General features: G+C 63.1%; 16 protein-coding genes. 13 read left to right on the top strand and 3 right to left on the bottom strand.

The genetic code is table 11. The features are described from left to right. The first annotated feature begins 7 nt into the window (after positions 1 to 7). From AD659_RS19700 to AD659_RS19645, 12 genes are all read left to right on the top strand, one after another. Positions 8 to 1,405 (top strand): cobyrinic acid a,c-diamide synthase CobB, encoded by a 1,398-nt coding sequence (locus AD659_RS19700; RefSeq protein WP_053124881.1) that lies wholly within the window; start codon positions 8 to 10, stop codon positions 1,403 to 1,405. After that, complete coding sequence (gene bluB / locus AD659_RS19695) at positions 1,402 to 2,052, top strand: 5,6-dimethylbenzimidazole synthase (RefSeq protein ID WP_053124276.1); 651 nt, start codon at positions 1,402 to 1,404, stop codon at positions 2,050 to 2,052. Before AD659_RS19700 ends, bluB begins: the two co-directional genes overlap by 4 nt. Beyond that, on the top strand, positions 2,049 to 2,957 hold the full coding sequence (gene cbiB / locus AD659_RS19690) for an adenosylcobinamide-phosphate synthase CbiB (protein WP_053124274.1): 909 nt from the start codon (positions 2,049 to 2,051) through the stop codon (positions 2,955 to 2,957). The genes bluB and cbiB overlap by 4 nt, the downstream gene beginning before the upstream one ends. Next, the gene (gene cobD, locus AD659_RS19685) at positions 2,950 to 3,942 is read left to right on the top strand and encodes a threonine-phosphate decarboxylase CobD (protein ID WP_053124271.1); all 993 of its coding nucleotides are present in this window, start codon (positions 2,950 to 2,952) and stop codon (positions 3,940 to 3,942) included. The genes cbiB and cobD overlap by 8 nt, the downstream gene beginning before the upstream one ends. Beyond that, on the top strand, positions 3,939 to 5,390 hold the full coding sequence (locus AD659_RS19680) for a cobyric acid synthase (RefSeq protein WP_053124269.1): 1,452 nt from the start codon (positions 3,939 to 3,941) through the stop codon (positions 5,388 to 5,390). Before cobD ends, AD659_RS19680 begins: the two co-directional genes overlap by 4 nt. A gap of 223 nt (positions 5,391 to 5,613) precedes the next feature. Beyond that, positions 5,614 to 6,135 (top strand): bifunctional adenosylcobinamide kinase/adenosylcobinamide-phosphate guanylyltransferase, encoded by a 522-nt coding sequence (gene cobU, locus AD659_RS19675; RefSeq protein ID WP_053124267.1) that lies wholly within the window; start codon positions 5,614 to 5,616, stop codon positions 6,133 to 6,135. Next, positions 6,132 to 7,187 (top strand): nicotinate-nucleotide--dimethylbenzimidazole phosphoribosyltransferase, encoded by a 1,056-nt coding sequence (cobT, locus tag AD659_RS19670; protein ID WP_053124265.1) that lies wholly within the window; start codon positions 6,132 to 6,134, stop codon positions 7,185 to 7,187. The genes cobU and cobT overlap by 4 nt, the downstream gene beginning before the upstream one ends. Then, positions 7,184 to 7,759 (top strand): alpha-ribazole phosphatase family protein, encoded by a 576-nt coding sequence (gene cobC / locus AD659_RS19665; RefSeq protein WP_053124263.1) that lies wholly within the window; start codon positions 7,184 to 7,186, stop codon positions 7,757 to 7,759. The genes cobT and cobC overlap by 4 nt, the downstream gene beginning before the upstream one ends. 2 nt (positions 7,760 to 7,761) lie before the next feature. Then, positions 7,762 to 8,493, top strand: a complete 732-nt coding sequence (locus AD659_RS19660) for an adenosylcobinamide-GDP ribazoletransferase (protein ID WP_053124260.1) — start codon at positions 7,762 to 7,764, stop codon at positions 8,491 to 8,493. A gap of 72 nt (positions 8,494 to 8,565) precedes the next feature. Continuing rightward, positions 8,566 to 8,970 (top strand): MarR family winged helix-turn-helix transcriptional regulator, encoded by a 405-nt coding sequence (locus AD659_RS19655; protein WP_053124258.1) that lies wholly within the window; start codon positions 8,566 to 8,568, stop codon positions 8,968 to 8,970. Between the two features lie 52 nt (positions 8,971 to 9,022). Beyond that, on the top strand, positions 9,023 to 10,231 hold the full coding sequence (locus AD659_RS19650) for an MFS transporter (protein ID WP_053124255.1): 1,209 nt from the start codon (positions 9,023 to 9,025) through the stop codon (positions 10,229 to 10,231). 183 nt (positions 10,232 to 10,414) lie between these two features. Further along, complete coding sequence (locus AD659_RS19645; protein ID WP_053124253.1) at positions 10,415 to 10,966, top strand: glutathione peroxidase; 552 nt, start codon at positions 10,415 to 10,417, stop codon at positions 10,964 to 10,966. An 89-nt stretch (positions 10,967 to 11,055) separates the two neighbouring features. Here AD659_RS19645 and AD659_RS19640 read toward each other — a convergent pair whose 3' ends face one another. The 3 genes from AD659_RS19640 to AD659_RS19630 form a co-directional block, all read right to left on the bottom strand. Continuing rightward, complete coding sequence (locus AD659_RS19640) at positions 11,056 to 12,330, bottom strand: OmpP1/FadL family transporter (RefSeq protein WP_053124251.1); 1,275 nt, start codon at positions 12,328 to 12,330, stop codon at positions 11,056 to 11,058. Positions 12,331 to 12,474: 144 nt separating this feature from the next. Then, complete coding sequence (locus tag AD659_RS19635) at positions 12,475 to 12,957, bottom strand: hypothetical protein (RefSeq protein ID WP_053124249.1); 483 nt, start codon at positions 12,955 to 12,957, stop codon at positions 12,475 to 12,477. Between the two features lie 276 nt (positions 12,958 to 13,233). Continuing rightward, the gene (locus AD659_RS19630; RefSeq protein WP_053124246.1) at positions 13,234 to 13,458 is read right to left on the bottom strand and encodes a hypothetical protein; all 225 of its coding nucleotides are present in this window, start codon (positions 13,456 to 13,458) and stop codon (positions 13,234 to 13,236) included. Between the two features lie 1,093 nt (positions 13,459 to 14,551). Here AD659_RS19630 and AD659_RS19625 point away from each other — a divergent pair. Next, positions 14,552 to 14,875, top strand: coding sequence for an SEL1-like repeat protein (locus tag AD659_RS19625; protein WP_053124244.1), 324 nt, complete (start codon positions 14,552 to 14,554; stop codon positions 14,873 to 14,875). The last annotated feature ends 13 nt before the right edge of the window (positions 14,876 to 14,888 follow it).

Here is a 14,888-nt window from a genome sequence, read left to right as displayed (position 1 = left end):
TCCCGCCATGACTGGCCGCCACTGTCCGGCGGTGCTGATCGCAGCGCCGGCCTCGGGCCAAGGCAAGACCACCGTCACCGCGGCGCTGGCGCGGTTGCATCGCAACCAGGGACGCAAGGTGCGCGTGTTCAAATGCGGCCCGGACTTCCTCGACCCGATGATCCTGGAGCGGGCCAGCGGTGCGCCGGTCTATCAATTGGACATGTGGATGGTCGGCGAGCAGGAAAGCCGCCGGCTGTTGTGGGAAGCCGCCGCCGAAGCGGACCTGATCCTCATTGAGGGGGTGATGGGGCTGTTCGACGGTACGCCGTCCAGCGCCGATCTGGCACGGCATTTTGGCGTGCCGGTGCTGGCGGTGATCGACGGCACGGCCATGGCCCAGACTTTCGGCGCCCTGGCCCTGGGCCTGGCGCGTTATCAACCGGACCTGCCGTTCGCCGGGGTCTTGGCCAACCGGGTCGGCACCTTGCGCCACGCGCAATTGCTCGAAGGCAGCCTGACCGAAGGCTTGCGTTGGTACGGCGCGCTGTCCCGGGAAACCGGCATCGAATTGCCCAGCCGTCACCTCGGGTTGGTCCAGGCCAGTGAATTGAACGACCTCGACCTGCGCCTCGACGCGGCGGCCGAGGCCCTGGCCGGCAGTTGCGAAGTGGCGCTGCCGCCGGCCGTGGCGTTCGCCGCGCCCGAGGTGGTCGCCGTTGAGCCGTGGCTCGATGGGGTGCGCATCGCCGTGGCCCGTGACGAAGCGTTCGCTTTCACCTATGGCGCCAGTCTTGATCTGCTGCGGGCCATGGGCGCCCGACTTAGCTTCTTTTCGCCGATCCACGACCGCGAACTCCCTGAGGCGGACAGCCTTTATCTGCCCGGCGGTTATCCAGAGTTGCACCACGTTGCGTTGGCCGGGAACACGCCGATGCTGGCCGCGATCCGTGCTCACCACGCCGCCGATAAACCGTTGCTCGCCGAATGTGGCGGCATGTTGTACCTGCTTGATTCATTGACCGATGTCGACGGCGTGCGCGCCGAACTGCTGGGTTTGCTGGCCGGCGATGCGCAGATGCAAAAGCGCCTGGCGGCCCTGGCGCTGCAATCGGTGGATTTGCCGGAAGGCAACTTGCGTGGGCACACCTACCATCACTCCCTGACCAGCACCGAGCTTGAACCGATCGCCCGTGGCCATAGCCCGAATGGCGGGCGAGGGGCGGAGGCCGTTTTCCGGCAGGGGCGGATGACGGCGTCCTATGTGCATTTTTATTTTCCGTCCAATCCCAGGGCGATTGCTGCGTTGTTTGCGCCCGATGCTGAGACCGCTATCGCGAGCAAGCTCGCTCCCACAGGGGATCCAGTGATCTCAAGTGCAGCGCCAACCAATGTGGGAGCGAGCTTGCTCGCGAAGCGGCCATGACCGACACCGCTTTCTCCCAGGCCGAACGCGAAGCCATCTACCGCGCCATCGCCGAGCGCCGCGACATGCGTCATTTCAGCGGCGGCACGGTGGAGCCGGCGTTGCTGCGCCGTCTGCTGGAAGCCGCGCACCAGGCCCCCAGCGTTGGCCTGATGCAACCGTGGCGGTTCATCCGCATCAGCGACCGTGCCTTGCGTGGGCAGATCCGCCAACTGGTGGAGCAGGAACGCATTCGCACCGCCGAGGCCCTGGGCGAGCGCAGCGACGTATTCATGAAACTCAAAGTCGAAGGCATCAACGACTGCGCCGAAGTGCTGGTGGCGGCCTTGATGGACGACCGCGAACGGCACATCTTCGGCCGCCGGACCTTGCCGGAAATGGACCTGGCCTCGCTGTCCTGTGCGATTCAGAACCTGTGGTTGGCTTCCCGCGCCGAAGGGTTGGGGATGGGCTGGGTGTCGTTGTTCGAACCGCAAGCCCTGGCCGACCTGCTAGGCCTGCCCGCCGGGGCCAAGCCGCTGGCGGTCCTCTGCCTGGGCCCGGTCGAGGGTTTCTACCCGGCGCCGATGCTCGCCCTGGAAGGGTGGGCGCAACCGCGTCCGCTCAATGAACTGCTGTATGAAAACCGTTGGGGAGTGAGCCCATGAGTGTGGCCTTGCTCAGTGCCGCCGCAGTGGCGCTGGATGCGCTGCTAGGCGAGCCCCGGCGCTGGCATCCGCTGGTGGCGTTCGGCGGTTTTGCCGATCGCATCGAGCAGCGCTTCAATGCCGGCGGACGCGGCTGGCGCAGCCACGGGGTGACGGCTTGGGTGATCGCGGTGGTGCCGTTGACGCTGCTCGCTACGGCCCTGTCGTGGGCGCCGATGGTGGGCTGGTTGGTAGAGATCCTGGCGTTGTACTGTGCCCTTGGCCTGCGCAGCCTCGGTGAACATGTCGAGCCGGTGGCGCGGGCGCTGCGCAGCGGTGATCTGGAGCAGGCGCGCCAGCGTGTAGGCTATCTGGTCAGTCGCGAAACCGCCGAGCTGGATGAAACCGCCGTGGCCCGTGCTGCCACCGAATCGGTGCTGGAAAACGGCAGCGATGCGGTGTTCGCCGCGTTGTTCTGGTTCGCCGTGGCCGGCGCGCCCGGAGTGGTGCTGTATCGCCTGAGCAATACCCTCGACGCCATGTGGGGCTATCGCAATGAACGCTTCGAACGCTTCGGCTGGGCGGCAGCCAAGATTGACGATGGGCTCAACTACGTTCCGGCGCGCCTGGTGGCGTTGACCTACGCGCTGCTCGGCAAGACCCGTCTCGCACTCAAATGCTGGCGCACCCAGGGCCCGACCTGGGACAGCCCCAACGCCGGACCGGTGATGGCTGCCGGGGCCGGAGCGCTGGGTGTCGAGCTGGGCGGGGCGGCGGTTTACCACGGCGAACTGCACCAACGTCCCCCCTTGGGCGAAGGCGTGCCGGCGAGTGCGGACTCGATTGATCGCGGCTGGCAATTGGTCCAGCGCGGGGTATGGTTGTGGTTGCTGATTCTCTGCCTGGGAGCTGAGTTTTATGCTTGAGCACGGCGGACGCTTGCGCAGCGCGGCCCGGCAATACGGTATAGCCGAGGCTGATTGGCTCGACTTGTCCAGCGGCCTCGCGCCTTGGCCGTTCGACGTCCCGGCGATTCCCCTGCGAGCCTGGGCGCGCCTGCCGGAAACCGATGACGGCTTGGAACAGGCCGCCTGCGATTATTACGGTGCGTTGGACGTGCTGCCGGTGGCCGGTTCGCAGATGGCCATCCAACTGTTGCCGCGTTTGCGTCGCAGCGGCAAGGTCGGCGTCCTGTCGCCGTGTTACGCCGAACACGCCGAAGCCTGGCGCCGCAGTGGCTATATCGTGCGCGAAGTGCTGGAGGCGGAAGTGGACTTTTTCCTCGACAGCCTTGACGTGCTGGTGGTGGTCAATCCGAACAACCCCACGGGCCTGAGCCTGGACCCGGAACGTTTGCTGGACTGGCATGCCCGCCTGGCCCAGCGCGGTGGCTGGCTGGTGGTGGATGAAGCCTTCATGGACGTCACCCCATCGTTGAGCCTGGCGGCGCACACTCATCTGGTCGGGCTGATCGTGCTGCGCTCGTTCGGCAAGTTCTTTGGCCTGGCCGGGGTGCGCCTGGGCTTTGTCTTGGCCGAGCGGCGCTTGCTCAGGTTGCTCGCCGAACAAGTCGGGCCGTGGGTGGTCAGCGGGCCGACCCGGGTGCTGGGCCAGGCCTGCCTGCTGGACAGCGCCGCCCATGAGCGCCAGCGCCAACGCTGCGAAGCCACCAGCCAACGCCTGGCGCTGTTGCTCGAACGCCAGGGCTTCAAACCTCAGGGCGGTTGCGGATTGTTCCAGTGGCTGGTCACCGAACACGCCCAAGGGCTTCACGATTTCATGGCCCAGCGCGGCATTCTGCTACGTCTGTTCGTGAACACCAGCAGCCTGCGCTTCGGGCTTCCGGCCGACGACGGCGAATTCCTGCGCCTCGAACAAGCCTTCGATGCCTACGCCAAGGACAACCCATGACCACAGTAATGGTGCAGGGCACCACGTCCGATGCCGGTAAAAGTACCCTGGTCACGGCCTTGTGCCGCTGGGTCAGGCGCCAGGGTGTGGGCGTGGTGCCGTTCAAGCCGCAGAACATGGCCCTCAACAGCGCCGTGACGGCCGACGGCGGCGAAATCGGTCGCGCCCAGGCGGTGCAGGCCCAGGCCGCCGGCCTCGAACCGCACACCGACATGAACCCGGTGCTGCTCAAGCCCAACAGCGATACCGGCGCCCAGGTCATCATTCATGGCCGCGCCGTCACCACCATGAACGCCGTGGCTTATCACGATTACAAAGCCATCGCGATGCAAGCCGTGCTGGCCTCCCACGCGCGCTTGAGCGCGGCCTATCCGGTGGTGATGGTAGAAGGCGCCGGCTCGCCGGCCGAGATCAACCTGCGTGCCGGCGACATCGCCAACATGGGCTTTGCCGAGGCGGTGGATTGCCCGGTGCTGCTGATCGCCGATATCAATCGCGGGGGGGTGTTCGCCCATCTGGTCGGCACGCTGGAGCTGCTGTCCCCCAGCGAACAGGCGCGGGTCAAAGGTTTCATCATCAACCGTTTTCGCGGCGACATCGCCTTGCTGCAACCGGGCCTGGACTGGTTGGAGGCGCGCACTGGCAAGCCGGTGATCGGCGTGTTGCCGTACGTCATGGATCTACACCTGGAAGCCGAGGACGGCCTCGATCAGCGCCAGATCGACAAGGCCGAGCAAGTGCTCAAGGTGGTGGTGCCGATCTTGCCGCGCATCAGCAACCACACCGACTTCGATCCGTTGCGTCTGCACCCGCAGGTCGACCTGCAATTCATCGGCCCCGGTCAGGCCATTGCGCCGGCCGACCTGATCATTTTGCCCGGCTCGAAAAGCGTGCGCAGCGACTTGGCTTACCTGCGCGCCAACGGTTGGGAAGCAGCGATCCATCGTCACCTGCGCTACGGCGGAAAGTTGCTGGGGATTTGCGGTGGTTTGCAGATGCTCGGCCAACAGGTCCACGACCCGTTGGGCCTGGAGGGCGCGGCCGGTTCCAGTGCCGGGCTGGGCCTGTTGGAGTTTGAAACGACGCTGGAACACGAGAAGCAATTGCGCAATGTGCGCGGGCGATTGGCGTTGGAAGCGGCCGAGGTCAGCGGCTACGAGATCCACGCGGGCGTGACCAGCGGCCCGGCCCTGGAAAACGCGGCGGTGCATCTGGAAGACGGCCGTTGCGACGGCGCCCAGAGCCTCGACGGACAGGTGTTCGGCACTTATCTGCATGGTCTGTTCGAATCACCGGCGGCCAGTTGCGCGTTGTTGCGTTGGGCGGGGTTGCAGGATGTGCAGGCGGTGGATTACCACGGGGTGCGCGAGCGGGACATCGAGCGGCTGGCGGATCTGGTGGAGCGGCATCTGGATACTGGATTGTTGCGTGAGCTTTGTGGGATTTGAGGTGGCTGTACCGGCCTCATCGCGAGCAAGCTCGCTCCCACATAGGATCTTTGATGATCACAGAATTCAGGCACACCTAAATCAACTGTGGGAGCGAGCCTGCTCGCGATGGGGCCGGCAGCAACACCACCAGCCCATGTCCCCACATTGGATTTATGGGTATACACAAGCCCCTGTGGGAGCGAGCTTGCTCGCGATAGCGCCAAATAAAAGGTAATGACCCATGCTGCAACTGATCCTCGGCGGCGCCCGCTCCGGCAAGAGTCGCCTGGCCGAAAAACTCGCGACAGACACCGGTTTGCCGGTGACCTACATCGCCACCAGCCAACCCTTGGACGGCGAGATGAACGCGCGTATCGCCCAGCACCGCACCCGCCGGCCGGCCGAATGGGCGCTGGTGGAAGAGCCCTTGGCCCTGGCCCGGGTGCTGCGGGAAAACGCCGCCCCCGGGCAATGCCTGTTGGTGGATTGCCTGACCTTGTGGCTGACCAACCTGCTGATGCTCGACGCTCCCGAGCAACTGAACGCCGAACGCGAAGCGCTGCTGGACAGCTTGGCCGCGCTGCCTGGGGAGATCATTTTTGTCAGCAACGAAACCGGCATGGGTGTCGTGCCGCTGGGCGAGCTGACTCGCCGTTACGTCGATGAAGCCGGTTGGCTGCATCAAGCCCTGGCCGAACGTTGTCAGCGCGTCGTGCTGACCGTCGCCGGCCTGCCCCTGACTCTCAAAGGTACTGCGTTATGAATCATCGCTGGTGGCTGGACCCGTGCAAGCCCGTCGATAACCAAGCACTGGAACTGGCCGCGGCCCGTCAGCAACAGCTGACCAAGCCGGCCGGCTCCCTGGGGCGGCTGGAATCGGTGGCAGTGCAACTGGCGGGCCTGCAAGGGCAGGTCAAGCCAAGCCTGGACCGGCTGTGGATCGCGATTTTCGCCGGCGACCACGGCGTGGTCGCCGAGGGCGTATCGGCCTATCCCCAAGAGGTCACCGGGCAAATGTTGCTCAACTTCGTCAGCGGTGGCGCGGCCATCAGCGTCCTGGCGCGGCAACTGGGCGCGTCCCTGGAAGTGGTCGACCTCGGCACCGTCACGCCTGCGCTGGACCTGCCCGGTGTGCGGCACCTGAACGTCGGGCCGGGCACGGCGAATTTCGCCCAGGGCCCGGCCATGACATTGAGCCAGGGCGAGCAGGCCCTGCATGCCGGGCGCGACAGTGTGCTGCGTGCCGTCGCGGCCGGGGCGCAATTGTTCATCGGCGGCGAGATGGGCATCGGCAACACCACGGCCGCCAGCGCCCTGGCCTGCGCTTTGCTCGAATGCCCGGTGGCGCATCTGGTGGGGCCGGGCACGGGGTTGGACGCTGCGGGTGTCAGCCACAAAGCCCAGGTGATCGAGCGGGCCCTGGCGCTGCACGCCGCCCAAGGCAACGACCCGTTGCAGACCCTGTACAACCTCGGCGGTTTTGAAATCGCCGCGTTGGTCGGTGCGTACCTGGCCTGTGCCCAGCAGGGCGTCGCCGTGCTGGTGGATGGCTTCATCTGCAGCGTCGCGGCCCTGGTGGCGGTACGCCTCAACCCCGCGTGCCGACCGTGGTTGCTGTTTGGCCATCGCGGTGCCGAGCCGGGCCATCGTCACGTGCTGGAAACCCTCGGCGCCGAACCGCTGCTGGATCTCCGCCTGCGCCTGGGCGAGGGCAGTGGCGCGGCGTTGGCGGTGCCGTTGTTGCGCCTGGCCTGTGACCTGCACGGGCAAATGGCGACCTTTGCCGAAGCGGCCGTGGCGGATCGTCCGGCATGACCTTGCGCCTGGACCTGCTGCGTCATGGCGAAACCGAGCTGGGCGGCGGCTTGCGCGGCAGCCTCGACGATGCCTTGACGACCAAGGGCTGGGAGCAGATGCACGCGGCTGTCGAGCAAGGCGGGCCCTGGGATCGCCTGGTGAGCTCGCCCTTGCAGCGCTGCGCCCGTTTCGCCGAGCAACTCGGCGCCCGGCTCAACGTGCCAGTGCACTTGGACAAAGACCTGCAAGAGCTGCATTTTGGCGCCTGGGAAGGGCGTAGTGCGGTAGCGCTGATGGACACCGATGCCGAGGCACTGGGCCAGTTCTGGGCCGATCCCTATGCCTTCACGCCGCCCGATGGTGAGCCGGTGCTGGCATTTTCCAGCCGCGTCCTGGCGGCGGTCGAGCGCCTGCACGCGGCCTATGCCGGTCAGCGGGTCTTGCTGGTCAGCCACGGGGGCGTGATGCGCCTGCTGCTGGCCCAGGCCCGTGGCCTGCCTCGGGAGCAGTTGCTCAACGTCGAAGTCGGTCATGGCGCGCTGTTTTCTTTGGCGGTGTCGGCGGGTTTAGCGCTCAAAGAGGCGGAGTGACGATGTTGCCCTTCTGGATCGCCCTGCAATTTCTCAGCAGCCTGCCGGTTCGCCTGCCCGGCATGCCCGAGCCCGGACAACTGGGCCGTTCGCTGTTGTTCTATCCGCTGGTGGGGCTAGTGTTCGGTGGGCTGTTATGGGCATTGGATTCGCTATTGCTCGGCGCGCCGTTGCTGCTTCATGCCGCGCTGCTGCTGACGGCATGGGTGCTGCTTAGCGGAGGGTTGCACCTGGATGGCCTGGCCGACAGCGCCGATGCGTGGCTCGGTGGTTTCGGCGATCGCGAACGGACGCTGCTGATCATGAAGGATCCGCGCAGCGGGCCGATTGCCGTCGTGACGCTGGTGGTGGTGCTGCTGCTCAAATGGGCTGCGCTGGTGGCGTTGATCGAGCAGAAGCAGGCCTTGGCATTGCTCATCGTGCCGATGCTGGGGCGTGGCGCATTGCTGGGGTTGTTCCTGACAACGCCCTATGTGCGTGCCGGTGGGTTGGGCCAAGCGCTGGCCGACCACCTGCCGCGACGTTCGGGCTGGCAGGTGTTGGCTGCCTGCGCGCTGGGCTGCCTGCTGCTGTTGGGGTGGGCCGGGCTGTTGACGTTGGTCGTGGCCGCGTTGGTCTTCATCGGGTTGCGACGGATGATGCTGCGCAGGTTGCAGGGCTGCACCGGGGATACGGCGGGCGCCTTGCTGGAGTTGCTGGAAACGGCCGTTCTGGTCGCCTTGGCGGTGAGTTGAATCCGGATCTTGTCGACAGGACAGCGTTCATTTAAATTTGCATTCACTTAGTCGCGGGTATATACACGCATCATGCTTCCTTCCCAATGTCTGTGCATCAACCTGCGTCGTGCCGCACGTGGCGTCAGCAGGTATTACGACGGCGCCCTCGACGGCTTCGGGATCAACGTTGCCCAGTATTCTTTACTGAACAACCTGGCGCGCCTGGACCAGCCAAGTATTTCTTCCCTGGCCGAGGCCATGGGCTTGGACCGCAGCACCCTGGGGCGCAACCTGCGGGTGCTGGAGGGCGAGGGGCTGGTGGCGTTGGCCGAGGGTGACGACCTGCGTAACCGCATCGTCGTGCTCACGGACGCGGGGCGGGCCCGGTTGGCCGCAGCGCTGCCGGCCTGGGAAGCGGCGCAACAGAAACTGATCGACAAGCTGGGCGCGGAAAAACGCGCGACCTTGCTGGCCTTGCTGGATGAGCTGGCGTGAAGCCGGTTCGTCCGATGATAAGTGGGTATATACCCGCGACTGGAGAACAAGAATGACATCGATGTGGCGTACCTGTGGTTGGGTCCTGGTGGGCAGCGCGCTGATCCTGGCGTTGTCCCTGGGCGTGCGGCATGGCTTCGGCTTGTTTCTGGCGCCCATGAGTGCCGATTTCGGCTGGGGCCGTGAGGTGTTCGCCTTCGCCATTGCCTTGCAGAACCTGATCTGGGGCCTGGCGCAGCCGTTCACCGGCGCGCTGGCCGACCGCTTCGGTGCGGCGAAAGTGGTGCTGATTGGCGGTGTGCTCTACGCACTCGGCCTGGTGTTCATGGGCATGGCCGATTCGCCATGGTCGTTGTCGCTGAGCGCGGGCCTTTTGATTGGCATCGGTCTGTCGGGTACGTCCTTCTCGGTGATCCTGGGCGTGGTCGGACGTGCCGTGCCGCCGGAAAAGCGCAGCATGGGCATGGGTATCGCCAGCGCCGCCGGTTCCTTCGGCCAGTTCGCCATGCTACCGGGTACGCTGGGGCTGATCGGCTGGCTCGGTTGGTCGGCGGCGTTGCTGGCGCTGGGGCTGCTGGTGGCGTTGATCGTGCCGTTGGTCAGCATGCTCAAGGACGCGCCGTTGCCGGTCGTCGGTCATGAACAGACCCTGGCCGAGGCCTTGCGCGAGGCGTGCAGTCATTCGGGTTTCTGGCTGTTGGCCGTGGGCTTTTTTGTCTGTGGTTTCCAAGTGGTTTTCATCGGAATACACCTGCCGGCCTATCTGGTGGACCAACACCTGCCCGCCAGTGTCGGCACCACTGTGCTGGCCCTGGTCGGGCTGTTTAACATCTTTGGTACCTACACCGCCGGTTGGCTGGGTGGGCGGATGTCCAAGCCGCGCCTGTTGACCGGGTTGTACCTGATGCGGGCGGTGGTGATCGGTCTGTTCCTGTGGTTGCCAGTGACGACCACCACGGCGTACCTGTTCGGCATGGCGATGGGCGTTTTGTGGCTGTCGACGGTGCCGTTGACCAACGGCACGGTGGCGACCCTGTTTGGTGTTCGAAATCTGTCGATGTTGGGTGGGATCGTATTCCTGTTCCATCAGTTGGGCTCGTTCCTCGGTGGTTGGCTGGGCGGCGTGGTGTACGACCGCACCGGCAGCTACGACTTGATCTGGCAGGTATCGATCCTGCTCAGCCTGTTGGCAGCGGCGTTGAATTGGCCGGTGCGTGAACGTCCGGTGGCGCGCCTGCAAGTCCAGGTCGGTGCGGCATGAGTCGCGTCGGCCCGTGGTTGATCGCGGTCGGCGCCGGCCTGCTGCTGGCGTTCGCCTGGTGGGGCTGGCATCAGGGCGGGTTGGCCTTGATGCAGTTGGGCATGGGCACGTGTTGAGCAATGGACGGCGTCAGGCGTGGGGGAGTAACGTCGTGGTCTGACAGGTTTTTAAGGACATACCGACATGTTGATGCGCTGGTTTGCTGTTCCCGCCCTGTTGTTGGCTGTGACCGGGCACGTCTGGGCCGCGGGTTGCCCGCCGTTGCTGGAGGGTTCGTTGCCCAAACTGCGGGCCAAGGAAACCGTTGATTTGTGCCAACGCTTCGCCGGCAAGCCACTGGTGGTGGTCAACACCGCCAGCTTCTGTGGGTTTGCCCCGCAATTCAAAGGCCTCGAGGCGCTCAACCAGCGCTACAAGGACCAAGGGCTGCAAGTGTTGGGGGTGCCGTCCAATGACTTCAAGCAGGAAGCCAAGGACGGTGCTGAAACCGCCAAGGTCTGCTACGTCAATTACGGCGTGACCTTTACCATGACCGAACCGCAGCCCGTACGTGGTGCGGATGCGATACCGCTGTTCAAGCACCTGGCTGAACAATCCGGCGCGCCGAAATGGAATTTCTACAAATATGTGGTGGACCGCCAGGGTAAAGTCGTTGGCAGTTTTTCCAGCCGGATCAAGCCTGACGATCCCGATTTCATCAAGGCGGTAGAGACGGCCATTGCCTCCCAACCCTGATTGCTGGCCACGAAAAAGCCCCGCTTCTTTGCAGAGAGCGGGGCTTTTTTTGCTTCAGGTGGCGAGAGGTTCAGGTTCGCCGTGAATTATCAGAAGCGGTAGGTTGCACCCACACCAAAACCGTTGGCGCTGTTTTCGTATTTGGCGTTGTAGGACTGGCCGAGGGCATTGTTGCCGCTGACGTTGACTTTTTCTTCCTTGAGGTAGGAATAAGCCACGTCGATGGTCAGGTCTTCGGTTGGGCTCCAGCCGGCGCCCAGGCTGAAGATGGTCCGGTCGCCGGTCGGGATGCGTGGCGAACGGTCAGTGTTGTTGGTCGGTGCCTGATCGAAGGTCAGGCCGGTACGCAATACCCACTGCTTGTTCAACTGGTAGGAGGTACCGATGGCGTAGGCCCAGGTGTCATGCCAGTTCTGCTCTTCGGTGATGGTGCCGAGAGCAGGGTTCAGTAAGCCGCCGCCGCTGCCGGTGCCTTCGTTTTCCACGGTGATTTCTTTCAGGCGGCTCCAGCGAGTCCAGGTGCTGCCGGCGTAGACGGTCCAGGCATCATTGATTTGCTGGGTAACCGAAAGGTCGACCGATTCAGGGGTGGTGATGTCCAGCGAAGCGTCGTAGCGACCGTCGGTAAGCAGGAAGCCAGGTGTACCGGCGCCCGGGTTCACTTCCGTGTGGCCTTCAAGCTTGTACTTGACTTTGGAATGGTAGGTCAGGCCGACACGAGTGGTGTCCGTTGCCTGGACCAGCACGCCAATGTTGTAGCCGTAGCCGATGTCGTCACCCTTGATCTCCACGCCGGCCTCAGGCAGGCCTGGTACGCCGAGCTGCGATTCCAGGCTGCCGGAAATACGGTTGATGGTCGGGCCGAAACCGATCGAGACCTTGTCGTTGAAGGCATAGCTGACGGTTGGCTGGAACGTGACGACTTTCACTTCGCTCTTGCTGCCGAAACTCCGGCCCTGGAAGCCGTTTTCATAATCGGTGATCAAGCCGAACGGTGCGTAGACACCCAGGCCGAAAGCCCATTGATCATCGATAGGCTTGACGTAATAACCCATCGGGACGCCGGTGAGCGGGACCATGTCGCCCTTGTTGGAACCGGATTGGGTGCCGCTGGCATCGTCGATATCGGTGGAGGCATCAATGGCGGCGAAACCACCGGTGACTTGCTGGCGCTTGAGGCGCGACATGCCGGCCGGGTTACCAAACACGGTGCTGGCGTCATCGGCAGAGGAAGAACGACCTGCGAAACCAGTGCCCATGCCACTGATGCTTTGTTCGTTCAAGGCAAAACCACTGGCGAAAAGTTGCGTGGATGCCAAGGTAACGGCAAGGCCGAGGGTGGTTTTGAGCATCATTTTTTTCATTGTTAGAACTCCTGGTGATCACCGGGGCGAAAATTACCAACATTTTCGTTCAAGCGCTATAGCCTGGATGGCTTGATTTAGAGCGGTTTTGTAGGACAATCCGACCAGATTCGCGACCGTTGTAGGAAGTTTCCAAATTTCCCATCAGCAGGCGACCTGATTCAGCGGCGAAACACAGCTTTGCCAGGCGCAGGTAAAATCTCGCAGGCGCCCTTGGGGATGAAAGGTCTGGCGCCAGATGCGGGCCATGCCCAGCAGGTCATCGGCGTCCGGAAGCGCGGTGTTCTGTTCCTCCACCAGCAGCCAGGCGATGGCGGTGGCGTAGCGCAGGTTGACGGTCAATTCCAGATGCGGGCCGCTGAGAAAGGCGTGCTGGCTGGCCAGGCCGCGTACCAGGCTGGCCCGTTCCGGATCCCGTGCCAGGTAATGGTCCCAGAGTGCCTGGTGCCGGGGTTCGGTAATGCGATACAGGCCATGCCCGCGGCGATCATGCAGGGCTGAACCCAAGGCGGACTGGCTGGCGGCAATGCCCAGCAACAAGGATTCCGCCGTTGCGCTGTGACGCTCAAGGTAGAGGAGCGTCGGGCGGATCACATATCGACACAGTTCGCTGGCAGCGATACCCATAAAACCCTCGGAATGTGAGGTGGGCGGAGCCTGAAGAGTGTGGGCTTGGCAGCAGTGGATCGGTCCAGGCCCCGCCGGAAGCGGATCATGCCGCTTGACTTGAAGTGTAGTGTCATATTCCCGCTGTAAAGGACTGTTTTTAAAACATCTTCAGCGAACGGTTATAACTGTTATATCCCTTGGTGCTTACGCCGTTTCGCTTTATCGAGAAATTCCAGGCAATAAAAAGCCCCGCTTTATGGGCGGGGCCTTTGGGGTTTCAGCCTTTCTGGCGTCTCAGGCAACCAGTGCCTGACGGGTACGCTCGATCACGGCCTGCAGCGGCTCTGCGCTGGAGTACTGGTCGGGGTACAAGCGTTCGCTGTGACGGGCGATGCCGTGTTCGTTGACCAGTGTGAAGCTGAAGCAGCCTTTGCGAGCGGCCATGATCAGGCAGTTCATCGGGGCAAAAGCGTTGGTGAGGGTGCGGATAGCATCCTGTGCGTGGATTTGATTGGACATGTTATGGGTGTTCCTACAAATGACACGGTTAAGAACCGTGCAACGTTAAAACGTTCCAGTAACGTCGACCACCATTGGTCGAACGAAGAACCCGACTGGAACAAAGCAGCCAGTTTGAGCGCTATATAAAGTGCGCGCTTGGGCTGGCAGGTAGGTACTTAGGAGGGCAGGCAACACATCGAGGGCAAAGGTTCTGGGCCCAGGGTGAAGATCCTGATCAATTTTGCAGGTTGGTTCGGTCAGAGTAATGAGCCTGGCAACACCCTTTGCATTCGATCAAAGGCTATGTTGGCGCAAGGTTTACCTGGAAACCATCGAGGGGGCCGGTCTCCTTTTTTCGGTGAGGCGTCCTTTGAAGGATGGCTGACCGCGGAGATGTGTTCGACCCGGAATTGACTTTCAGCTTGGTACTAACGCCGCGAATACTAACGGATCGAACCCGTGAAGGGAAGAGCGTTGGTTAAAAAATATTCAAGTTAGGCCTGGCAGCAAGTCGAGCCATGACCTGTGGCGAGGGAGCTTGCTCCCGCTGGGCTGCGCAGCAGCCCCAAAAGAAAGGGCCGCTGCGCGCTGGAGCGCCAGCCCGGCCCAGCGGGAGCAAGCTCCCTCGCCAGGGTGGTTTTCAACCCGATCCAAGAACGAAGGCGTAGCACAGGAACCCAACGGCTGCTGGTGTGGTTAGGTTACCCACACGTCGCGCATGGCCTCAGGTTATCCCCAGCTTCTACCGCCAGATGCGCCAAAAAATCGCAGCGTTATAACCGGTTCGGCTGTTACTTGTGCACACTCGCGGCACCACTTGTCACCGTTCTGTCATGTCGAAACAATCCGGGGTGGGTGCCTGTATCCAAAATTTAAGTCAATGAAAAACATCGCTTTTTTTTGCTGGTGAAAAAATCGTCAGTTTGAGCGCAGGCCCCGTTCCATAGGGCTTTGCGCGAGTTCAGGGTCGGTTGTCCACTGAGTTATCCACAGGTTCTGTGGATTGTCCCAAGCGCTTGCTCTAGCACGGGCGTGCCGGTTTTTTTTCGGCTTTACCCGTACGAAAAAAGGAGTAGAGTGGCGCGCCTTCCGATCTGTCCCACAGTGTTTTATGAAGTTTCGCTCAGTATCAACTCCTGTTACCTCAACACCCTCTCGTGTTACCCCACCCAAGCGTATTTCGATGCGGGTGGCCGAGTGGCTGCTCGATAACCCGCGGCTCGGGGACAGCCCCAGCGTCAAGCACTTGGCTGGTCGTTTGCTCAAGCAACCGGCCCGTGAAGGCGTGGTGGCTGCGCAAAGTCGCCTCGGGCAGTTGATGTGCCGTGAATGCGGCAACGCCCGGGATCGACGCATCGGCCACGATCTGCTGCGCCAGGCCGCCCGGGCCGGCGATGACAGCGCCCGTCGGGCCCTCGGTGAAATCGAGGACTGAAGTCTGATACGAA

This window comes from Pseudomonas thivervalensis (genome assembly GCF_001269655.1).
Lineage (GTDB): Bacteria > Pseudomonadota > Gammaproteobacteria > Pseudomonadales > Pseudomonadaceae > Aquipseudomonas > Aquipseudomonas thivervalensis.
The sequence above is the reverse complement of the archived record's forward strand: the minus strand, read 5'-3'. Positions and strand labels throughout refer to the sequence as shown.